This is a genomic window from Cohnella boryungensis, from assembly GCF_042651945.1.
GTDB lineage: Bacteria > Bacillota > Bacilli > Paenibacillales > Paenibacillaceae > Cohnella > Cohnella boryungensis.
On the sequence record NZ_JBHSED010000065.1, the window covers coordinates 353,856 to 375,740 of the forward strand.

Sequence of the window (21,885 nt, forward strand, 5' to 3'; positions counted from 1 at the left end):
TGGCCCGACTCCATTATGATGTCGGGCCATTCGTTTCCCATTCCTTTATGCCAATAGCAGGGAATTTCCCTTCCCTATTCCCATGAGAAATTAGCGGTTTGTCTCTGACAAAACCGCGTTACTGCGGTTGTAAACCAACCGCTTTTGCTTCCGCCTAACGATCGCGTTTCCGCCGCTTCTAGTGATCCGGGGACGGATTGATGAGGGCAAGTACCTGGTGGTCCTCCCACACCCCGTTAATCTTAACGTTGCTGCGTGAAATTCCTTCTTTATGAAATCCGGCATTCTCAAGCACGCGGATCGATCCCGGGTTCCGAGGCGAGGCCTCCCCGACGATCCGGTGAAACTTCAGCTCCTCGAAGGCATAGCGCACCACCTGCTTCACGGCTTCCGTCATATAGCCTTTGCCGTTATAAGCCTGGTCCAGGTTGTATCCGATCATGCAGCTCTGAAGCGGACCCCGCGCCACAAAGATCAGATCGACGTTGCCGATAATTCGGTCGTCCTCCTTGCGGCATATCACGAACGAATATCTCCGATCCGCTTCCCTGTCCGATTTCCCCTGATGGATGGCCTTGAGCTGGTGCTCCTCCGTATCGTACTCTTCCGAGGTTCCCGGTGAGAATTTTGCGAAGAACTCTCTGTTGCGCTTGTACATCGCTGCCAATTGCACCGCATCCGCTTCTTCGGGGAAGCGTACGTAAATTTGTTGTTCAGACATCTCGCACCTCCCTGGCTCGTTTCATAATCTTGTAAAATTATATCACAAGTGACCGATCCTTCCCCCTTTCTCGCTTTGCGACGCAATAGTCTCAGCTGCATATGGGAAGGTAGCATGCAAGGCATCTGCTGCATCAAGCCAATGATCCCCATCCCTGACGACCGAAATAAGAAAAAGGAGGCTCCGGGCCCCCTTTTTCTCTACCATCCAGCAATCATGCTCAATCCCGTCATTCCGACTCGCGCATCCGAGGCCGCATTTCTGTCAGTCGTGCAGCAACATTTTTGCTTCCATCTAGGAGTTAATCAGACCGGACTTGACCAGCAGGTTTCTCACCATAACCGCTACTTCCGCTCTCGTGACAGAGGCTTTCGGCGCAAGTCGATTGCCGCCTTGCCCCGATATCAAACCATAATTCAAGCCATCGATCATGCTGTCCTCCGCCCAGGACGAGACCGCGCTCGCATCAGTGAAGGCGTCAACCGCAGGCCCTTGAGTCGGAGAAGCTTTTTCTTTCAGCTCTGTGAGCTTCATCGCTCTGGCTAGAATCGCGATAGCTTGCTCTCTCGTCAATCGTTCCTGCGGGCGGAAGGTATCATCCGTAAAGCCGTTAATCAAGCCATGCTTGAATGCCGATCCGATCTCGTCTGCGTACCAGCTCGCGGAATCGATGTCTCCGAACGGCGCCTTCTGTCCATCGGGACTCAGTCCGAGCCCTCGAACCAGAATCGCCGCGAACTCCGCGCGAGAAATCGACTGATCGGGACTGTAGGAGGCGCTCGAACCGCCATTCACGACGAGTCTGGAGCCCATATCGTTGACGGCCGGCTTGGCCCAATGCCTCTCGACGTCCGTGAACGACACCGGATTCCAGACGAGCGCAACAGTACCGTTCGACAGACTGTTGACCCTCGCATAGAGCTTCCCCTCGCGACGGACAAGCATCGTCGGCAGATGCCGCAGCGTACCGTCCGCCTGGACCTCCGCTCCAGTCGTGACGCGCTCAGGATTGACGCCGTTAGGGATCGCGATCCATCTTTCCGAATAGGCTTGCAACGCAGGAATCTCGATGGTATGCCCGTTATATACGGCTCGCAGCGTGAAAATCATCGGAGCGGCGACAATAGAAGCAGCGGCTTCCTTGGGCGCTTCTGCCGTACCGGAGACAATCTCAATTTGTATCTCAGAGACGGCAGCGGATGCTCCCAATCGTTCCTTAATGGAACGAAGATCGATTCGCCCGGTCGGGATACGGAATTCGGCCTTATCCGTCTGCAACACCATTACGGCTTCACGAGAGGCCATCTTTTCGAGTAAATCCCACTGGAACCGCCCGATAGCCATATCGGAGCCGCCAGGCGCGCGGATCGCGACTTCCGGTGACCCTCCCTCAGCTGCAAGCTTCTCCTCCAATTTCTTCCCGTCAACGGCAATCGTCGCAATCGTTCGTCCGTTCTCTTGCGTCAGCTTAAGCACTCCGGCTTTCTCTTGCTTGCCGTTCACGTATACGGCAACGTCTTCCGACGACGAGGCGGGCTCGGGAGAAGACGGAACGTATCCGCCCCCGCCGCCGGAGGTCGTACCACGCGGTGTAACTGCGTTCGAAGCCTTGGAAGGAAGACTGCTTCCGTAAGAGTTCACTGCGACAACGGTAAACGTATACGAGGTGCCGTTTGTCAATCCGCTCACCTTGAGCGGACTGCCCGAACCGCTCACGGTCGCGCCTCCGGGATTGGCGGTAACGATATAGTCGGTGACAATGCTGCCTCCATCGTTCGCAGGCGCCGAGAAGCTGACGGTCGCCTCGCCGTTGCCCGCTGTTGCCGACACATTCGTCGGTGCATCAGGCCGATCATAGGTCCATTTCTGAAGGCGATGGTTGGCATAGTCGGCGATGAAGATGTCTCCGCTGCCGCTCACGGACAAGCCTGTCGGACTGCTGAACTCGCCCGGATTGCTGCCTGGCTGTCCATCGGCCTTCCCCCATTGTCTCCAGGTTCCGTTCGAAGCATCGAGCATTTGAATCCGATGATTGCCTAAGTCCGCCACGAAGACATTCCCGCGGCCGTCCAACGATACGTCGAACGGCTCGCTGAATTGGCCCAGTCCGTTTCCTTCTCCGTAACCGACGACTTCCCATTCGTCTCCAGGCTGCCAATCGCTCGGCGGATTTTCCAGCAGCGAGACGTTCATCTTCTGGATTCGATGGTTGTCGGTATCGGCCACGTAGAGGTTACCGTCTCCGTCCACTGCAACGCCCGACGGATAATCAAACTCGCCCGGACCGTTTCCCTTCCCGTAACCGAGCACCTGCCACTGACCGCTGGATACGTCCAGCTTCTGGATACGGAAATTGTTGATGTCCGCAACATAGACGTTGCCTTCATGGTCGATCGCGATATCGTTCGGGAATTCGAACTGTCCCGGCGCGCTTCCTCTTCCCTGCGCCAGCACACTCCATACCCCGCTCGCGCCCTGAGAGAAGTCCAGCTTCTGAATGCGATGGTTATCTCGGTCCGCGACATAGACGTTGCCGGCAGCGTCGACGGCAACGCCGGTCGGATTATAGAACTCGCCAGGCAGGCTTCCCGCTTCACCGCCCGATTTCCCCCATTCGCGCCAAACACCCGTGGCCAGGCCCAGCATCTGAACGCGATGAGTGTCGTAGTCTGTGACAAAGACGCGGCCCAGGCTATCGGCGGCGACGCCTGTCGGGTAACTGAATTCTCCGAGGTTTCGCCCGGGAATCGTTCCTATGTAGCCCCACTCGCTCCAGATTCCGGCCGCCGCGTCCCATTTCTGGATACGATGGTTGTTGGCGTCAGCCACGTAAATAGTCCCGGTTCCATCGACGGCTAGTCCGAATGGAACATCGAACTCCCCAAGTGCCTTGCCTGCTCCGCCTCCGCCCCTCTTCCATTCGCTCCAATTTCCGGTAGCCGCATCGCGCTTCTGAACGCGATTGTTCCCCGTATCGGTCACATAGAGATTGCCGTCCCGATCAAATACGATCGAGGAAGGCGAATACAGCTGTCCGGGAGCAGCGCCTCTTCCGCCCCACATCGGATCCCACTGACCGGTAGCATTCAGCTTTCGAATCTCGTTCCTATTGGAAGAGGTCGCGTACACGTTGCCGTCTCCGTCAATCGCGACACCTCTCGGGAATGAGATACTCTCATAATCGGTCCAGCTCTCTGTAGCTGCGTCCAGCTTGCGAACACGGTTGTTATCGGTGTCCGCGACATATACGTTCCCCAAGGCATCCAGCGTCAAGCCCTTGGGATGCTTAAGCCCCGAAGGCTCTCCAAGCGTCTTCCACTGGCCGGGAAATCCACCCGTCATATCGAGCTTCTGTATCCGATTGTTGTAGGTATCCGCGACATAGAGACTGCCGGCCGCATCGACGGTTACGGCATGTGGCCGATTAAACTCCCCGAGGCCGGTTCCCGGCTGCCCGGCATTGATGCTCAAAACGGTCCATTCCCCGGTAGTTGCATCGCGCTTCTGGATACGGTGATTGTCGGTATCTGCCACATAGACGTTGCCGATTGCGTCTACGGCCACCCCGTAAGGCGCAGAGAAAGCGCCTATGCGCTCGTTGCTTGCCATTCCGGGCTTGCCGTAGGTCGTCCAGTTCCGGGTGGTTTCTGCCGAAGCCGGAGACAACTGAGGCAACGCCAGCAGCACAATCAAGGCCCACAACAAGGTTTTTTTAGCGAAAGCGATTGCGTACTTCCTTTTGTGTTGGTTCACGTTGGAATAAGTCCTCCTGATCTATCGAAGCCCTAATCTGGCTAACGACATATTTCTGCATTTTTCCCCCTCATCTTACGCACCGCCTCTTAACAATTGCTTAACATCCGTCTCCACATAACAAAAAGGCGGCCGGAGCCGAAGCTCCACCGCCGTTCCTAGACGTTTCCTACTATTTATTGCTCTCCAATCGACGCTTCAACTAATACAAATTGAATGTCAATTCCCTGTGCGTCAATGATCAGCTCTTTTTCTTGCAGATGCCATAGGTCTTGTTCCTCGATGAAAAAAGTGACCCCTTGTGTCACCGTGCGAATCGCCAGGCCGCCCGGTACAGACTCCGCCTTCATTATGCCTAGAGCGTACGGGTCCCCTCCTCCTCCCACATATCTCCCGTACACGCGTACGGATGTAACTTCCTCGAATCCCCACTCTTCCTGCAAACAGGTTAAGGCTTTATCCGTAACGGTTATTTTCATGTCGGCCTATCCCCCCGATCCATTCTTGGCAGATTCTCGATTTCATCCGAAGTTCATGTGACTGCTATGGCCCGGAGACAGCTTCGCTTGGGGATCGATATAGACTTTGGCGTTGTTAATCGCCGTCGGCGCTTCGCCAAAACCAACGGCAATTAGCTTCAGCTTGCCGGGATAGGTGGTAATATCGCCGGCGGCGAATACTCCTGGAATGTTCGTCTGCATTCGGGTATCTACGCGAATCGAGCCTTGTTGGATATCCAGTCCCCACTCCGCGACCGGGCCTAACGAAGAGACGAAGCCGTAATTTATAATCAGCGCATCGCATGTCAGAGCTTGCTCTTCGCCCGTCCGGATGCTTGCGATCGTAATCTCGTTCAGCTTTCCTTCTCCATCGAGCTTCCGAACTTCCATCGAGGTCAGAACGTTTACGCTGGATTTCATTAGCTTGTCCACGCTATGTTCATGCGCTCTGAACTTCTCCCTCCGGTGAATGAGTGTGACCTTTTTGGCGACGCCCTCCAACATAAGCGACCAATCGACCGCGGAATCTCCGCCCCCGCACACTACGACCTCTTGACCGGTGAAAGCCTGCAAGTCCCCAATGAAGTAATGCAGTCCTTTTCCCTTAAATGAGGCGGCCTCAGGAAGCTCAAGCTGACGGGGCTCGAAAGCGCCGACACCCCCTGAAATAATAACTGAACGGCCAACATATTCGCCTCTGTCCGTGATCACTCTGAATTGCCGCTCCTGCTCTTTAATCACTTGCCGAACCTTCTCTTCCAGCCGCACCGGAATCGAAAATGCATTCATTTGTTGTTCCAGCCGATTAACAAGCTCTTGCGCCGTAACGTTCGGAAACCCTGCTACATCGTAAATGCGTTTCTCCGGATACAGGGCCGCCAGCTGTCCCCCCAATTGAGGCATGCTGTCGATGATCAACGCGCTTGCCTTCCGCATACCCGCATAGAAGCCGGCGAACATGCCGGTAGGTCCACCGCCGATAATGATCATATCTATAACATCGTTCGTATGGTTTGCAGAATTCATGCTGTGTTCCCCTCTCTCACCGCTCGGCAGCCAAGTTATGTATTTGGCTTTATCTTGTCTTTTGTCTGTTCTAGCACTTGGTCGGATTGCCCCGATATGCGGCTGTTCTGAAGCTTGCCCCGCATCCGCAGCTGGCTTTGACGTTGGGGTTGTCCATGGTGAACCCTCCCGTCATTCCTTGCATTTTATAGTCGATTTTTAATCCGGCAAGGTACTCGGCGCTCTGGGCATCGATAATGACCCGGATTCCCATTTCCTCGAACGAGAGATCCTCTTGCGTCTGATTATCGTCGAATCGCAGGTCATAGGATAAACCGCTGCAGCCTCCGTCGACCACGCCTATGCGCAAGAACATGTCCTGCGAATCCAAGCTTTGAAGCATTTCGTTAATTTGGGCAGAAGCCCGATCGCTAATCTCAATCATCGCAGTCCCCTCATCGCCAATTATTTAGTATACATATAAGTATAAAATGTATGTGATTAATGTAATTCAAAAACTCGCCAGCGTCAATATATACATTTTAAACTATAATATTTACTATGTTGAGAGACACGTTGGCATGACGATAATGAAAAAACCCGCGTTTCCGCGGGTTTTTATTGCTTACTTCACAGTTTCGTTCGCATACACGTTTACCCGCTTTAGAATGCCATCGTCGAACAACAATAGATTTCCGTTGCTGTCTACCGACATCTGTACCGTGTAGCGATCCAGCTTCAGCTTTTCATCGCCGAATAACGGCCAGTTAGCGGTCTCTGGCACACCTACAATGCCCGGGTTAAAGCTGACCTTCGCAAGCTCCGCATAGGTTTCCATTTTCCCGTCCGGACTTACGCGATGCACGACATGATGTTCGTCCAGCAAATAAAAAGAGCCGAAAGATGCCGTTGCATACACAATCGAGTCTGCTTGGATTGCAACCTTCACGTGCTTAACCAGATTATTGCCCGTCCACTTAAAGATGGTGCCGTCCTTCTTATCGTAGACATACAGGTTTCCCTCGGTCACAATTGAGACCAGCTGGGTTTTGTCTGAGGTCGGGGAACTATTGAACAGCTCCGACGCCTGACCTTTGGTTGCCGAATAGATTATTTTTGCGTGCGGCTCGCCGAAATAATAGGTAGACCCATCCATGGACGCAAAGAAGGCGTCTTCTATCTTGAAATAACTCGAATTGTCCAACTGATAGGTAATCATACTTACCTCTGGCGTAATTGAAAAAACAGCGAAACGCAGTTTGTCGGGGATCCTCGACGAGCTTTCTACAAGCATGTACAGCCTGTCCGTAGCTTCATCATAGACAAGCCTCTTCGGAACGACTTCTCCATAAACAAAGCTCGCCTTATACTTCCCCTTCACAGAGTATTCGAAGTTGAACCTCTGATCTATTACAGCTATAACCGTATATTTCTCGGCAGAATTCGGGTCATATTTCTGAATCATGTAGCCTTTGCTCGGATCCTTCGACAGAATGTAGGCTTGATTGTCTTTCACGGCTGCTATGCTCACGGTTCCAAAGGGATAAAACCTGATTTTCTCCAAAGCTGGTAAGTTGATATAGTTGGCGGACAAATAATCCACAGTCAGCTTGTCCAAGCGTTTTTTGATGTCTAGGACTTCTTTTCCAGCCTCCTCTTCCATTGCCTCTGATGCCTTAATGATTTTCGATGCAAGCCGGATTTCTTTCGTCGTCCGGTTATAATGCCAATCAAGCTCCAAGTGTGTGGCGATAAACTTTAAGGAGACCATCGTCGTCCCCTTCAGCACAACTGCGGGCTGTTCCAACACGACCGCTTGCCCGTTGACCAGCGCCTTTGCTTGGCCGATAGCGAATTCAATGGTCGCTCCTTCATAGCTTATGGTCATTTTATCCGACTTACTCTCCCGCTTTAGCCTAGCTCCGAACGCATCGCCGATACTTCGAAGCGGCACTAGGGTATGATTGTTGAGCATTGTCGGCGGGGCTTGCAAGACAGTTTTCTTCCCGTTTATCCATGCGATCTTGTCATTCAGCTTAAATACGGCTTCATGCTTGATCGACTGCTGCGTATCCTCGGCATATGCCGGAGATACATTCACCAAGGCTAGACAGATCCAGAAGCCCATGATGATGACCCATTTTTTTCTTGCCATTGAAAGCCTCCTCTCCTCTTTCTCAACGCTGTCCTATACAAGATAAAATATTCCATATTATATTAGCATTTATTTTTAACGATCTGAAGAGCTCATAACAGAGTGAATGTCATTCTTTTGTTTTGCCATATTCAGCAAGAAACGGTTCAAAATTTGGAAACAAAATGAATAAATCCGATTGGAGTTGAAAACAACTATAGCATAGTTCTTGCTTCCGGAGGTTAACTACAGGATGAACTCAACGAGCGATGCCGGCCCCCCTTCAGAAATGGATATACAACCGATTTCACCGGCGTTGGGGGCGAACTTGGAGTGGCTGGGAACGCGTTTTGAGGACTGCGCGGACCTGTCGATTTTTCAGTGGCACTACGGACCTGATCTCCGACACACCGCTTTCTCCGTTTATTTCGATTCGTTAACCGAAAATAAAACAATAAATTATATGAAGTCATCGCTTCAGGATCTTGTCCCTCATGAATTAGGTCCTGCAGCTTCAGTCACACCCGAGGATGTCATTCGTTTTTTTGGCAGCCACGGTGTTTCTTCGCAATATGCCAAGCTGGTAAACGATCTGCAAGAAGTAACCGATGAGATTGTTACAGGCCATCTTGTTATTTTCTTTAATGGCTGGAATCAAGCTTTGTCCTACAAAGTCGCTTTACTGATCACCAGGCAAGTGAGCGAGCCGGTCGCAGAATCCGTAGTTCATGGTCCGCGTGAGAGCACAGTTGAAAATCTGCAAAAGAATATCGGGATGATCAGACAGCGGTTAAAAACGCCTAACTTAAAATTAGAAAAGTTCATCTTCGGGGCAGAAACCAAGACTGAAATCAATATCGCTTATTTAATTAATGCTGTTAACTTGGAAGTCTTGACTGAGTTAAAGGAACGCCTTTCCAGAATGAAGCAAGTCAATGTTCTAGATACCTCTTTTATTGAAGAGTGGATTGAGGACTCAACCTATTCCCCCTTCCCCCAATTTCGTTATACGGAACGCCCGGATACCGCTGCAGCGGCATTGTTAGATGGTAAAATCGTCGTGCTTGTCGAAGGTACAGGTTCAATTCTAATCTGTCCGGGACTCTTTACAGAAATGTATCAATCCTCGGAAGACTTCTATCAAAGAAGCATCATCGCCTCCCTGATTCGCATGATGAGGATATTCGCTTTTTTTATTGCCCTAAGCTTGCCCAGCATCTATATTGCCTTAACGACCTTTCATCCGGAATTAATCCCTACCGTCCTCTTGCTTGCTCTCATGAACGCACGCGAAGGCATTCCTTTCCCTGCGTTTTATGAAGCCGCAATAATGGAGTTCTTCTTTGAGCTTCTTCGGGAAGCCGGAGCTCGGATGCCAAGACAGATTGGCGCCACAATAAGCATTGTCGGCGCGCTCGTCATTGGCGAAGCAGCCATTTCCGCAGGGATTGCCTCTCCAACGATGGTCGTGGTCGTGGCCTTAACCGGAATTGCTTCTTTTGCCATTCCCCAATACAACATGGCAACCGCTTTAAGAATAATAAAGATTCCGCTCATGATATTAAGCACCTTTCTGGGCGGGTTCGGACTGATGATAGGTTATCTCTGGATCTTGCTGCATTTAACGAGTCTCCGATCCCTTGGACAGCCCTATCTAAGCCCGTTAGCGCCTCTTCAGCCTAAGCAATTGATGGATACGATTATTCGCGCCCCATTAAAAGTGTTGCTGCGCTCGCCGCGCAATAAGCTGTTCGGCTCTAAGAAATAAAAGGCATATTTTGAAAGTAGGCTCCATGATGCGACATATCGCCTTGACCGGCTGCCTGATGGTGTGCGTTCTATTGTTGCCGGGTTGCTGGGACAAAACCGAACTTACGGATCGTTCCTTAATCTTAGGTCTTGCCATCGACAAAGCCGATAATGGCATGGTCGATCTCACCGTGCAAATCTACAAGCCGGTACATTCCGGCGGATCGCAAGGGCAGCAAGGCGGAGATATTTCATATATCAATGTACAAACTAATGGAAATACGATGTTCGATGGCATTCGGGATATTATCCTTCAAATCGGGCGCAAAGCGCAATGGAGCCATTTGCGGGCAATCATTGTGGAGGATCAGCTCGTACATCGATATCCGATCGGCGAGGTATTGGACTTCTTTTATCGGGACCATGAGGCTAGACTAAGCTCATCGTTTTTTATTGCCCGCGGGAAAGCATCGCAGTATTTAAAAATGAAGCCTTTAATTGAAAAAACGGTAAGTCAGCAGCTGCTGCAGATTACCAAAAAAACCGATCAGTACAATTACAAAACGACCGATACTTCGCTGCTTGACCTCTTCCTCGGTCTTCGCAGCCAAACGGGGATATCGTTGGTTCCTTACATTACAAAAGGCGGAGACAACGGACAGAATCTGGTGGCTGTCGGGATGGCCGTCTTGAAAAAAGGAACCTGGAAGGGAATCGTTTCTCCTCAAGATTCGCAAATGATACATATGCTGCGAAATCAGTTCAAGAGTGGAATTATCCGCGTTCCGTGCGAAGGGCAAAGCGATTCAAGCGATGCAAACAAAAACTCCGTGGAAGTATTGTCCTTCCACTCCAAACTAAAACCCCAAATAGATGGCGAATCTGTCAAGCTTCACATCTTCCTTCAGATCTCGGGAGCGATCGGTGAAATGAGATGTATGAAATTAAAAACTCCGGAGGATGAGAAAAAATTTGCCGCAACCGTAGCTCGGACAGTTGAGGAATCTGTAAGTGAAGCTTTGAACCGAATGAAAAAAAAGAAACTAGACCTAATTGGATTGGGAGACCGGATATATCGTAAGCATCCAGCACTTTGGAAGCGGTGGAGGAGCAATTGGGGAGAGCGTTTCGCCGGTGCCGAGATCGACATTCATACCAAAGTTAAAATAAAGAATAGCGGAACCGCAATCCCAAAACCGCTATCCTCGGATAGGCAGTGAAGGTGCTCCATGGCTGAAAAAATGCTGGTTGTCATTTCGAGTTATTTGCTCATGACGATCTACAACCTCGCCAAAGTCAAGAAAATGGCGCTTCGTGACAAGCTTGCATATGGAGCAACCGTAATTGCTTCTATTTATCTTGGCATCGAGTATGTAGGCGAGCTTGGAATGCCGGTTCTGCATGACCTTGCCTCATGGCTGTTCAAAGATCTGGCTCATCCTATTGTTGAATATTTAAACAAGACTTCTTAGGAAGGAGCCCCTTATGAACAAACAAATTATTAATCAAGATCAATTGATCGTATTATTTTTTGTTTATTTGACAGGCTCAGTGATTGTAAACCTTCCGGGTCCGTTAATTGGATTCGCCCATAATGGCGTGTGGATCTCTCTGCTGCTTTCCGGGACGTTTGCGATGGTTCAATTGCTGCTGGTCCTTTACTTGGACAGGGAATATCGCGGATTGTCTTTTATTGAATACAGCAAAGCTGTTCTGGGCACCTGGCCAACTATTATCCTTGCTATTCCGTTTATATCGCTCTTATTTGAAATGAGCACGGATATCGTGCATGAAGTAGGAAAATATGTGATCAGCTCTTTAATGCGGCAAACTCCCCAGTACATATTCGATATCTTTATCTTCGCCACGGTGGCCGCAACAGTACGCGCAGGGATTGAAGTCATGAGCAGAATGTTCACCATTCTCATCTGTATCCTGATGCTGTTCATCTTCTTGACTTTGTTGTTGTCCCTGCCTAATTATCACACTGAATTTCTTTTGCCCATTCTTCCTGATGGAATCAAACCTGTATTGCATGGCGCGTATCTATCCTTTGGATTCACTCACGCAGAACCGGTGCTGCTTGCCCTGCTGCTTCCTTTTGTTCGCCGCCCGGCCCGGGGGTTACATAAAAAGCTGGTCATTGTGTTTGGGATCAGCGTCGTTACCTTGATCACGGTCGCGATCTCAACCATTCTTGTATTCGGTCCCTTGGCAGGAGAAAGAAAGTACTCGATGGTAGAGGTTGCAAGAATAATTGATTTACAGCCTATACAACGGGTTGAATTCATAATCGGGATCGCGCTAATCGTCGGCTCCTACATGAAAGCCTGCATTACCCTTTTCATCTTGAACCAATTAGTTGTACGCCTGTGTAAATTAAAGGATGAGAACGTGCTCATTCTGCCTCTTGCCTTTATCAACCTGGTATCTGCTTTTCTTCTACAAAGCAGTGAAGCCAAATTGACCGAGCACATCACGCAAATCCTCCCCTTATGGAAGCTGAGCGGATTTACCATTCCTCTGTTAATCGTGGTTGCCGTTCATCTATTGAAGAAAAAGAAGGCGTGAACCGCTTCGCTAGCAGGAATCGGTTCACACGATCATCTACAACCTCAATCAGCATCGCTTTCATCTCCCGGAATCGGTTAGTTTTTCAATTTCACCGTCTTAGTCGCAATACGATTGCAGAATTCGCTGTCATGCTCAACAAACAGGAGGGTCGGGGAATGCTCCAGCAGCAGCTCCTCAATCTGCATTCGGGAGATCACGTCGATAAAATTAAGCGGTTCGTCCCATATATGCAAATGCGCCCTCTCGCACAGGCTTCTCGCGATCAGCACCTTCTTCTTCTGTCCCCCGCTGAAGGAGGCTATGTCCTTCTCAAATTGCGCGCGTGAAAAATCGAGTTTTCTCAATATCGTTTTGAACAGGCTGTCTTCAATTCCGCTGCTTCTGGCGAATTCCGTCAAGCTCCCTCGCAGGTGCGAGGTATCTTGAGACACGTAGGAAATTTGCAGTTGGCTCCCTATTCGCAGCGAGCCGGAATGCGGGATGTCCTCGCCGCAAATCAGCTTGAGCACGCTGGATTTGCCTGAGCCGTTCGGACCGGACAGCGCTATGCGATCCCCTTGCTCAACGGTAAAGCTGACATCGCGGCAAGCCGTCTTCTCTCCATAAGCAATAGATAGGCGGTCAAGCTCGACCAATAGCGATTTGTGATACGCAATCTGGGCGATTTTCAGGCTTTCCGAGCTCTCGACGTTTTTCAGCAGCCGGGACTTTTCCTCGATCGCGCTGTTCTGCCTCTGCTCGATCGATTTGGACCGCTTCATCATTTTGGCGGCCTTGTGACCGACGTACCCTTTATCCACCTTCGAACCGGAGTTGCGGGTGCCGTTTTTCGTTTTTTCCACTTCATGCGACCAGTTGCTCGTCCTCTTGGCGGCTTCGGACAGCCGTTTGACGTCCTTCCGCAGCTTTTCGTTCTCGTCCAGCTCGAAGCTGTCTTGTCTTTGCTTGTTCTCCAGCCAGTCGGAGAAACGTCCTCTCTGGATATCGATATTCGTTTTGTTGATCGAAAGGATATGGTCCACGCAATTGTCAAGAAACGCCCGGTCGTGCGACACCAGAATAAAACCGCTTTTGCTGTTCAGATAATTGCTGACAAGCTTCCGGGCATGCAGGTCCAGATGGTTGGTCGGTTCGTCGATAAGCAAGAAGCAGTTTTCCTTCAAAAACAAAGCCGCCAGCAGCACCTTCGTCTGTTCTCCATGGGACAACGATCCGAACGGCCTGTATAACGCTTCCTCCGACACCTTCAGCAGTGAAAGCTCGCGCAGAAGCTGCCAATGCTCGTAGTCCGGGTAGATGTCGGCGACGACGTCGACGGTAAGGTTGTCTTTATTCGTGACATGAAACGGAAAATACTCAAAGCTTACATTTGCCGATATCGTTCCGCTGTATTCGTATTTGCCGAGCAGCAGCTGGAGAAAGGTGGTCTTCCCGCGGCCGTTTCTCCCCGTAAAGCCCAGTTTCCAGTCGGTATCGATCTGAAAGCTAACGCGATCGAAGATGTTATCGTAGCTGCCGTCATAGGCAAACGTCAGGTTTGTTACTTTGATTAATGACATAGGGCATCCTCCTTGGGCAAAATAAAAAGAGCTGCAAGAAAGTTACCTTTCTTACAGCTCACAAAAATACGTCAAATCCAACCCGCGCAGGGGAGGAAATGGATATATTTGCAGAGTGAAAAGAATAAGTAACTTTCTTGCCATAAAGAATAAAACAACGACTGCTTTATTCTTCAAACAACAGGCAAGAAATATTACATTATCCTCTTCATCTCCATTCGTTTGGCGTTAGCGCGATTCTAACACATTCGTTCGTTCATTGCAATGGATGGTGACGGACTTATATTCATCTGTGAGAACGTGATGTTTACTTCTTGGTTGATGGGCTGCCTTTCTTCGTTGCCGCTTTGCGCAATCCCTTCGCGGCGATCTTCTCCGCTCGATCCGCTTCTTCTCTGCGAAGCTGTTCAACCCGTTGCTTCTCAACCGCTAGTTGCTCCTGCTTTTTTTGGGCGTATTCCGCCAGCACGAATGACTGGGCGTCTGGATCGCTCATATGCAAATGCTGTCCGAAAGCATCCGGATAGACAAATGCCTTTTGGCCAATCGGCTCAGTAAAAGAAATGTCTACCCGGCCCTCGTCAATATTCACGATTGTCCCGGTCCCGAATGTAGTATGAACGACTGTTTCATGAATCAGCTTCAAAGCTTTGTTCCCCCCTTTAACTCTCCTCGCAGATAGCGACCGGTATGACTGCTCTCACAGGCGGCTACTTCCTCTGGCGTGCCAGTACAAACAACATGACCTCCGTCCACGCCGCCCTCGGGTCCCAAATCGATCATATACTCGGCGTTTTTAATCACATCCATATGATGCTCGATCACGATTACGGTATTTCCGTTATTAATCAGCTCATGCATAATCTCAACCAACTGATGTACATCGGCCACATGCAGGCCAGTGGTTGGTTCATCCATCACATAGAGCGTAGAGCCTGTTGCAGGCTTCAACAATTCCGCTGCAAGCTTAACGCGCTGAGCTTCGCCGCCGGAAAGCGTAGTTGAAGCTTGTCCCAACTGAACGTATCCGAGCCCCGCCTTGCAAATCGCCGCTATCCTTCTGCGGATCTTTGGGATAGGCTCAAAAAACGATAACGCTTCGTCAGCCGTCATCGCCAACACATCTGCGATGCTCTTGCCCTTGTAGCGAATTTCCAGCGTTTCCCGGTTATAGCGCTTTCCCTTGCAGACCTCGCAAGGAACATATACATCGGGAAGAAAATGCATTTCGATCTTCATCAAGCCGTCGCCGGCACATGCCTCACAGCGGCCACCCGAAACATTAAAAGAAAATCTTCTGGCGTCATATCCGCGCACTTTTGCTTCATTGGTCAAAGCATAATGGGAACGGATCAGATCAAAAAGTCCGGTATACGTAGCAGGATTGGATCGGGGAGTGCGTCCGATCGGACTCTGGTCGATATAAATGACCTTATCAAGAAGCTCATACCCTTTAACTTCTTTGTATTTCCCTGGCCGCGTTTGGGCTCGATTCAGTTCGGCTGCCAGTTTTTTATACAATATTTCATTGACCAGGCTTGATTTTCCCGAACCGGAAACGCCCGAGACACAGGTTAGCACACCTAGCGGAACAGCAATATCAATCTCTTTTAGATTGTTTTCTGCCGCGCCGACAATCGTTACATATTTTCCGTTACCAGGACGCCTAATCTCTGGCACGGCTATAGATTTCTTGCCGGATAAATATTGACCGGTAATCGAATTGGGTTCGTTCGTAAGCGCTTCAAGCGTTCCCTGAGCCACCACTTCTCCTCCATGCTTTCCTGCTTTCGGTCCGATATCTACAACCCAGTCGGCTTGCCGAATTGTTTCTTCATCATGCTCCACGATAACAAGCGTATTTCCCTTGTCGCGCATATCCCTCAGAGCGCCTAGCAATCGTGCATGATCGCGTTGATGAAGGCCAATCGAGGGCTCATCAAGAACATAAAGAACACCGGAAAGCCCCGATCCAATCTGGGTAGCTAATCGAATTCGTTGGCCTTCGCCTCCGGAGAGCGTACCGGAAGAACGAGCCAATGTGATATAGGAAAGACCTACCTTATTCATAAACATCAGGCGCGATCCAATTTCATGAAGAATAGGATCAGCAATTGTTGCTTTTGCGCCTGGCAAGTTTAAGCGCTCAATAAACGCGTTCGCATTGTCGACAGATAACCGGCAGAATTCCGCGATATTCAACCCGCCAACCGTTACCGCTAGCTGTAATGGAGCCAAGCGGTCACCATGACAATCCGGACAGGGTTGATCCGATAACTGATCTTCTATTTCCTTTTGCATGAGAATGAATCGCTCATCCCCTCCTGTCTGGAGCTTAACACCCAGCCCATGGCAAGTCTGACAAGCCCCTGATTGGTTGTTGAATGAAAACATTCGCGGCGATAATTCGGCAATGGAATGGCCGCATTGAGAGCAGCCGTAGCTTTGTGAAAATGTCGTTTCTTGCTGGTTTTCATATTCGTAGATCGTTACAGTATCGCCCGACAAGGAAAAGGCTTGTTCGAGAGAATCCCCGATGCGCTGGGCGTCCTCCAGCTTGACGGAAAGCCTGTCTACAACAATGTCGATCGTATGAGGGTTGTTCTTATCCAATTGTATCGTTTCGCTTAATGTATGAAAGGTTCCATTAACGCGCACGCGCACATAGCCGTTCGATCTTGCCCAATCAAGCGTCTTGTCATGTTCGCCTTTCTGCTCACGTATGACTGGCGCGAGTATTGCAAATCGGGCCCCTTGCGGCAGTGTGAGAATTTTATCGACAATTTCATCAACGGATTGTCTGCCGACTTCCACTTTACAATCCGGGCAATGGGGCGTCCCCACTCTGGCATACAGCAAGCGCAGATAATCATATATTTCGGTAACCGTGCCTACAGTAGAACGCGGGTTATTCGAAGTGGTTTTCTGTTCAATCGCAATTGCGGGCGAGAGTCCTTCGATGGAATCTACGTCCGGCGTTGTAACTTGTCCTAAAAATTGCCGGGCATACGCGGATAACGATTCCACGTACCGTTTCTGTCCTTCCGCATACAACGTATCGAATGCGAGGCTTGATTTCCCAGAACCGCTAACACCCGTAAATACGACCATTTGATCTCGCGGAATATCAATGTTTATCCCTCTCAAATTGTTTTCTCTCGCACCCCTGACACGAATGAAGCTTTGCATTTCTAACCTCCTCGCGGCATTCCTTATGAGATGCCTAATCGAAATGCGATATTGGCTGTTTAACGATGCATCTTTACCTTTACGCGAGTCACGAACAAACTCAAGACGGCAGCGGCTATAGCAATGAGCAGAGCAAGCCCGAATGCGTCCTGAATTCCTGCAGTGAGGGCTGCATTCGTAAAAGAATGCTCGACAACCCTCTCAACTTGTTGCATGTATTTTCCTGCTCCGCCTGTCATTAATGTGACAGCCATTGCCACGCCTACGGCGCCGGCAATTTGACTCAACGTGTTCATAATCGCCGTACCGTCACGATGCATTTCTCTAGGGAGCTGGTTTAATCCATTCGTCTGAGCAGGCATCCAGGCTAATAACAAGCCAAGCATGAGGCACATGTGCACGGATGTAATAAAGACAAGCGTGGAAGCTGCTGTGAGAGTGGTCAAAAACCAAACGGCTGCAGATGCAAGAATAAACCCGGGAATAACAAGCCACTTCGGCCCGAAGCGGTCAAACAACCGACCGATGACAGGGGATAATACGCCGAATAATATTCCGCCGGGAAGGAGCACAATAGCGGCAGATAGCGTACTCATTTCCAATACTCGAATTAAGAACATCGGTAACAGGAGCACAGCCATCAAGTTGACCATCATGCAAACAAAAATGAGCACGGTACCGACAAGAAACATCCTATGCTTGAGTGCGCGCAGGTTCATAATAGGTCTGTCCATTCTCAATTGCCGCACCACAAAACATGCGAGCGCGATCCCTCCGATCGACAGGGCCAAAACCACCTTTGAACCGCTCCAGCCCGCGTCTCCTTCGCCCGCGTTGCTTAAGCCGAACACGATACCGCCAAAGCCGACGGTTGACATCATCAGCGATAACACATCAATGCGCGGCTTTGTGACGGTGGATACATTTTGCATATAAAGGCTCCCTATACATAGCGCAAGAAGCATTAAAGCAAAGGAAAGCCAGAATATCCAGTGCCAGCTAAGATGCGCAATCAACAAACCCGAGACGGCCGGCCCTACAGCCGGGGCAGCGGTAAAGATCATCGTAATTAGCCCCATTGCCATTCCTCGCTTATGAGCCGGAAACATAATAAGCACGGTGTTAAACATGAGCGGCAAAAGAAGGCCGGTTCCCACAGCTTGTAATATTCGAGCCGCCAATAGCACCTCAAAGCTGCCGGCCATGGCTCCAACAGCAGCTCCGATTAAAGAAACGATAACGGCTGTCAAAAATAATTGTCTTGTCGTGAACCACTGCATCAATAAACCGGATATCGGCACGAGAATGCCCAGAGTCAGCAAGTATCCTGTAGTAAGCCACTGCACAGTAGACTCTGTAATGGAAAACACCTGTATGAAATTGCTAAGCGCAATATTCAAAGCTGTTTCATTAAATGTACCCACGAAACCCGCTATCATCAGCGAAAACATGATCGGGGCTATTTTAACTTTCACGTTACCCTGTCCTGCTCCAACACTTGCTTCCAAAATCAAAGTCCCCACTTCTTTAAAAGTCCGAGTCCTGCGCAGTCACACTCATTCTTCCAAATTTTTTATTTGCCAATTGGACTTTTTTACGTCGACAAAATCAAGCTTAGCACATATAATCATGACGACATTATGTCATATATTATTAGGGGAAATTAAAAACTTTTTCAGGTGAGGCCTATGAAAATCGATCGTCTATTGTCTATTGTCATGCTGCTGCTTGAACGGGAGAAAATCAGTGCTTCCAAGCTTGCCGAAATGTTTGAAGTCACGCCAAGAACGATCTTTAGAGACATCGAAACCCTCAACAAAGCGGGAATTCCCATCATTACTTATCCCGGCGCAAAGGGCGGCATCGGGATTATGGATAAGTATAAAATTGAAAAAAAGCTATTTACAGCCACCGACATTATTGCGCTATTACTTGGTCTTAACAGCCTTCATGCTGCAATGTCCAGCGAGGAATTTCTAAGTACCATCGTTAAAATAAAGGGCTTGATCTCCGAAGAGCAAATTCGGACTTTGGAAAGTAAAATTGCGATTGATCCGGCCCCCTGGTTTGGCAAGCCAACGATCAAACCGAATTTCGATGATTTGCAAACTGCGCTCATCAATAATCGATTGTTGTCATTCGATTATTCAGATCAATTCGATCAATTGACGGAACATCAAGTTGAACCGTATCGCTTGGTTCTCAAAGATATCGTCTGGTACTTGCATGCCTATTGCTTTACCAGACAAGGCTTTCGTATGTTTAAGCTCTCATGTATGTCTGCGGTAAAATTACACAATGAGCAATTTATGCCGAAAAATCTCGAATCCGAGCCCTTGGATTCATCCGAAACGAAGCAAGTAACTCTCAAGCTCCTTATTGATGAGTCCCTTCGACACTATATGGCAGGCTACTGCGGCGAGGAAAATGTTCAGTTCTATAACAGCAATAAATGGTTAGTTAGGTTTCCGTTTATTGAAAACGATTATTGCTATGGACACTTGCTTAGTTTTGGAGACAAATGCGAATGCTTGGAGCCGGAGCATGTGCGGTTGGAATTGATTGATCGCATTAATCGTTTAATGGGCAAGTATAATCAATGATCACACGCCTCCGCTGATGATTATCCCCCCTGCCGCACCGGCAAGGACGACTAGCCAAGGCGGCACCTTCCAGAAGACAAGCAATACAAACAGAATGGAAGCTAAGGCAAAGTCGACAGGCCTCAGGATTGCGGTCGTCCAGAGAGGATCGTACAACGCGGCCAGCAATAGGCCGACGACTGCTGCGTTGACTCCGATGAATGCTCCTTGAGCCTTCGGACTCCTTCGCAAGGCATTCCAATAGGGAAGCGCCCCTAGCACCAATAGAAATGCGGGCAGGAAGATCGCCGCCGTTGCGATTATGGCGCCCGTAATCCCGCCCGTCATTGCGCCCAAATAAGCGGCAAAGGTAAAAAGCGGTCCGGGAACGGCTTGCGCCGCTCCGTAGCCTGCAAGAAAATCCGCGTTGCCGATCCATCCGGCCGATACCGTTTCCCTTTCAAGCAGCGGAAGAACGACATGTCCCCCGCCAAAAACAAGCGACCCTGACCGATAGAAGCTATCGAATAAGGACAAGCCGTCAACGGCTATCCATTGTCTGAGCAGCGGCAACAGAATCAGCAAGCCGAAGAATACGGACAGGCATACGATTGCAAAGCTGCGGCCGACCGGAACCGTGATGTTCGCCGCTTCTCGATCCTCTGTTTGCTTGAAGAACAAGACCCCTATCAAGCCTGCGGCAAGGATCAGCAGAAGCTGGTTAAACACGGAAGGCCATATAAGAGCGGCGGATGCAGCAAGAATAGCGATCGTCGCTCTATGACGGTCGGGAGCCAGCTTGCGCCCCATGCCAAGAACGGCTTGAGCGACAATGGCCACAGCCACGAGCTTCAGGCCATGAATCCACCCGGCGCCGCCCATATTCGATCCCTGTATAAGCAAAGCGAAAAGCGCCAGCGCTATGACCGACGGCAGCGTAAAACCAAGCCAAGCCGCCAGTCCGCCCAGCACCCCGGCGCGGATCACGCCGATTCCAATGCCGACCTGACTGCTTGCAGGCCCGGGCAGAAGCTGGCAAAGCGCGACAAGCTCGGCGTAGCTTCGTTCATCCATCCATTTGCGGCGACGTATGTATTCATCATGAAAATAACCAAGATGAGCAATGGGGCCTCCGAATGAGGTTAGACCAAGCTTCGTAGATACCGTTAACACTTCAAGCAAAGCTTTGGTCTTGCTTTTGGGTTTATTTTGCAGCGCGGTTTTATGATTATCCATGCTTCTCTATTCCCCTCTTCAAGGATGATATAGATTGTAGCATGCGTTTGTTAACGCAGTTCAAAATTGTGGCAGTCATGAAAATCAGTTACCATATGTACTAAACAAACGTACAAATAACGGCCATCGCTATGCTCAGAAGGAGATTCAATGAACAATCCAATTCATATTCTCGTTGCAGAGGACGACAGCGACATCAGCCAGCTGCTGTGCAATATTATTAAGAAAAGCGGTTATATCCCTCAACCCGCCTTTTCAGGAACGGAGGCTCTCCTCTATCTGGAACAGAGGCCATGGAGCATGCTGCTGCTTGATCTGATGCTGCCGGGAATGACGGGCGAGGAATTGCTCCGGCGGATCGCCGGGCGGGACGATATGCCGATTATTATTATTTCAGCCAAGGGCGAGCCGATGACCAAGGTGGCCGCCTTGCGCGGAGGGGCGGACGATTTCATCACGAAGCCATTCGACATCGAGGAGGTATCGGCGCGGATCGATTCTCATCTGCGCATCTATGCCAGGATCGCGCAACCGGCTATGCCCAAAGTACTGCGGCATAAGGAGCTAGTACTGGATCAAGAGGCCATGTCGGTTACTGCGGATGGGAAGGCGCTGGCGCTTACGGCACGCGAATATGAGATTTTGGCGCTGCTCATGTCGGCCCCGAAAAGGGTATTCACGAAATCCAATCTGTACGAGAGCGTGTGGAACGAGCCCTTCTACGGCGACGATAATACGGTCAACGTTCATATGAGCAATTTGCGCGGCAAGCTGGCTAAGGCCGTCCCCGATAGCGAGTATATCGAGACGGTATGGGGCATGGGCTATCGATTGAAGCCTTAAGACATTCTTAATGATTGGCTTTAGCTCTTCTTATATTTTC

17 protein-coding genes are annotated in these 21,885 nt (G+C 49.9%); 6 read left to right on the forward strand and 11 right to left on the reverse strand.

Annotation, left to right across the window (positions count from 1 at the left end):
* Positions 1-178: 178 nt before the first annotated feature.
* The 6 genes from ACFO1S_RS25295 to ACFO1S_RS25320 form a co-directional block, all read right to left on the reverse strand.
* Positions 179-721, reverse strand: coding sequence for a GNAT family N-acetyltransferase (locus ACFO1S_RS25295; protein ID WP_204602081.1), 543 nt, complete (start codon positions 719-721; stop codon positions 179-181).
* A 294-nt stretch (positions 722-1,015) separates the two neighbouring features.
* The gene (locus tag ACFO1S_RS25300) at positions 1,016-4,474 is read right to left on the reverse strand and encodes an S-layer homology domain-containing protein (RefSeq protein WP_204602079.1); all 3,459 of its coding nucleotides are present in this window, start codon (positions 4,472-4,474) and stop codon (positions 1,016-1,018) included.
* Positions 4,475-4,650: 176 nt separating this feature from the next.
* Positions 4,651-4,953 carry a Fe-S cluster assembly protein HesB gene (locus tag ACFO1S_RS25305; protein WP_204602077.1) on the reverse strand — a complete coding sequence of 101 codons (303 nt, stop codon included), beginning with the start codon at positions 4,951-4,953 and terminating at the stop codon, positions 4,651-4,653.
* A gap of 42 nt (positions 4,954-4,995) precedes the next feature.
* Positions 4,996-6,000, reverse strand: a complete 1,005-nt coding sequence (locus tag ACFO1S_RS25310; RefSeq protein ID WP_204602073.1) for an NAD(P)/FAD-dependent oxidoreductase — start codon at positions 5,998-6,000, stop codon at positions 4,996-4,998.
* 70 nt (positions 6,001-6,070) lie between these two features.
* A complete protein-coding gene (locus tag ACFO1S_RS25315; protein ID WP_204602071.1) occupies positions 6,071-6,424 on the reverse strand; it encodes a HesB/IscA family protein in 354 nt (117 codons plus the stop codon).
* Positions 6,425-6,604: 180 nt separating this feature from the next.
* On the reverse strand, positions 6,605-8,134 hold the full coding sequence (locus tag ACFO1S_RS25320) for a copper amine oxidase N-terminal domain-containing protein (protein WP_204602069.1): 1,530 nt from the start codon (positions 8,132-8,134) through the stop codon (positions 6,605-6,607).
* Positions 8,135-8,366: 232 nt separating this feature from the next.
* Here ACFO1S_RS25320 and ACFO1S_RS25325 point away from each other — a divergent pair, with 232 nt between their 5' ends.
* From ACFO1S_RS25325 to ACFO1S_RS25340, 4 genes are read left to right on the forward strand one after another with little or no spacing between them, the layout of a single operon-like run.
* A complete protein-coding gene (locus ACFO1S_RS25325) occupies positions 8,367-9,881 on the forward strand; it encodes a spore germination protein (RefSeq protein WP_204602066.1) in 1,515 nt (504 codons plus the stop codon).
* Between the two features lie 25 nt (positions 9,882-9,906).
* Positions 9,907-11,082, forward strand: coding sequence for a Ger(x)C family spore germination protein (locus ACFO1S_RS25330; protein ID WP_204602064.1), 1,176 nt, complete (start codon positions 9,907-9,909; stop codon positions 11,080-11,082).
* Between the two features lie 9 nt (positions 11,083-11,091).
* On the forward strand, positions 11,092-11,334 hold the full coding sequence (locus ACFO1S_RS25335; protein WP_204602062.1) for a hypothetical protein: 243 nt from the start codon (positions 11,092-11,094) through the stop codon (positions 11,332-11,334).
* A gap of 13 nt (positions 11,335-11,347) precedes the next feature.
* Complete coding sequence (locus ACFO1S_RS25340; RefSeq protein WP_204602060.1) at positions 11,348-12,433, forward strand: GerAB/ArcD/ProY family transporter; 1,086 nt, start codon at positions 11,348-11,350, stop codon at positions 12,431-12,433.
* 77 nt (positions 12,434-12,510) lie between these two features.
* On the opposite strand, the gene ACFO1S_RS25345 is transcribed toward ACFO1S_RS25340, so the two are convergent.
* The 4 genes from ACFO1S_RS25345 to ACFO1S_RS25360 all read right to left on the reverse strand — a co-directional run bounded on the left by ACFO1S_RS25345 (position 12,511) and on the right by ACFO1S_RS25360 (position 18,698).
* Positions 12,511-13,995: an Lsa family ABC-F type ribosomal protection protein gene (locus ACFO1S_RS25345; protein ID WP_204602058.1), complete on the reverse strand. Its 1,485-nt coding sequence runs from the start codon at positions 13,993-13,995 to the stop codon at positions 12,511-12,513.
* 307 nt (positions 13,996-14,302) lie between these two features.
* Complete coding sequence (locus ACFO1S_RS25350; protein ID WP_204602056.1) at positions 14,303-14,641, reverse strand: hypothetical protein; 339 nt, start codon at positions 14,639-14,641, stop codon at positions 14,303-14,305.
* Positions 14,638-17,184 (reverse strand): excinuclease ABC subunit UvrA, encoded by a 2,547-nt coding sequence (gene uvrA, locus ACFO1S_RS25355; protein ID WP_204602054.1) that lies wholly within the window; start codon positions 17,182-17,184, stop codon positions 14,638-14,640. The genes ACFO1S_RS25350 and uvrA overlap by 4 nt, the downstream gene beginning before the upstream one ends.
* A 59-nt stretch (positions 17,185-17,243) precedes the next feature.
* Positions 17,244-18,698, reverse strand: a complete 1,455-nt coding sequence (locus ACFO1S_RS25360) for a DHA2 family efflux MFS transporter permease subunit (protein WP_204602052.1) — start codon at positions 18,696-18,698, stop codon at positions 17,244-17,246.
* A gap of 174 nt (positions 18,699-18,872) precedes the next feature.
* Between ACFO1S_RS25360 and ACFO1S_RS25365 the strand changes: the two genes are divergently transcribed.
* A complete protein-coding gene (locus tag ACFO1S_RS25365; protein ID WP_204602050.1) occupies positions 18,873-19,787 on the forward strand; it encodes a helix-turn-helix transcriptional regulator in 915 nt (304 codons plus the stop codon).
* Here ACFO1S_RS25365 and chrA read toward each other — a convergent pair whose 3' ends face one another.
* Positions 19,788-21,002: a chromate efflux transporter gene (chrA, locus tag ACFO1S_RS25370; protein ID WP_204602048.1), complete on the reverse strand. Its 1,215-nt coding sequence runs from the start codon at positions 21,000-21,002 to the stop codon at positions 19,788-19,790.
* 150 nt (positions 21,003-21,152) lie between these two features.
* Between chrA and ACFO1S_RS25375 the strand changes: the two genes are divergently transcribed.
* Positions 21,153-21,845 (forward strand): response regulator transcription factor, encoded by a 693-nt coding sequence (locus ACFO1S_RS25375; protein WP_204602046.1) that lies wholly within the window; start codon positions 21,153-21,155, stop codon positions 21,843-21,845.
* The last annotated feature ends 40 nt before the right edge of the window (positions 21,846-21,885 follow it).

Bases quoted from the DNA above. Each gene is read 5' to 3' on its own strand.
- ACFO1S_RS25295 (WP_204602081.1), bottom strand. From the start codon at position 721: ATGTCTGAACAACAAATTTACGTACGCTTCCCCGAAGAAGCGGATGCG.
- ACFO1S_RS25305 (WP_204602077.1), bottom strand. From the start codon at position 4,953: ATGAAAATAACCGTTACGGATAAAGCCTTAACCTGTTTGCAGGAAGAG.
- ACFO1S_RS25310 (WP_204602073.1), bottom strand. From the start codon at position 6,000: ATGAATTCTGCAAACCATACGAACGATGTTATAGATATGATCATTATC.
- ACFO1S_RS25315 (WP_204602071.1), bottom strand. From the start codon at position 6,424: ATGATTGAGATTAGCGATCGGGCTTCTGCCCAAATTAACGAAATGCTT.
- ACFO1S_RS25320 (WP_204602069.1), bottom strand. From the start codon at position 8,134: ATGGCAAGAAAAAAATGGGTCATCATCATGGGCTTCTGGATCTGTCTA.
- ACFO1S_RS25325 (WP_204602066.1), top strand. From the start codon at position 8,367: ATGAACTCAACGAGCGATGCCGGCCCCCCTTCAGAAATGGATATACAA.
- ACFO1S_RS25330 (WP_204602064.1), top strand. From the start codon at position 9,907: ATGATGCGACATATCGCCTTGACCGGCTGCCTGATGGTGTGCGTTCTA.
- ACFO1S_RS25335 (WP_204602062.1), top strand. From the start codon at position 11,092: ATGGCTGAAAAAATGCTGGTTGTCATTTCGAGTTATTTGCTCATGACG.
- ACFO1S_RS25340 (WP_204602060.1), top strand. From the start codon at position 11,348: ATGAACAAACAAATTATTAATCAAGATCAATTGATCGTATTATTTTTT.
- ACFO1S_RS25345 (WP_204602058.1), bottom strand. From the start codon at position 13,995: ATGTCATTAATCAAAGTAACAAACCTGACGTTTGCCTATGACGGCAGC.
- uvrA (WP_204602054.1), bottom strand. From the start codon at position 17,184: ATGCAAAGCTTCATTCGTGTCAGGGGTGCGAGAGAAAACAATTTGAGA.
- ACFO1S_RS25365 (WP_204602050.1), top strand. From the start codon at position 18,873: ATGAAAATCGATCGTCTATTGTCTATTGTCATGCTGCTGCTTGAACGG.
- chrA (WP_204602048.1), bottom strand. From the start codon at position 21,002: ATGGATAATCATAAAACCGCGCTGCAAAATAAACCCAAAAGCAAGACC.
- ACFO1S_RS25375 (WP_204602046.1), top strand. From the start codon at position 21,153: ATGAACAATCCAATTCATATTCTCGTTGCAGAGGACGACAGCGACATC.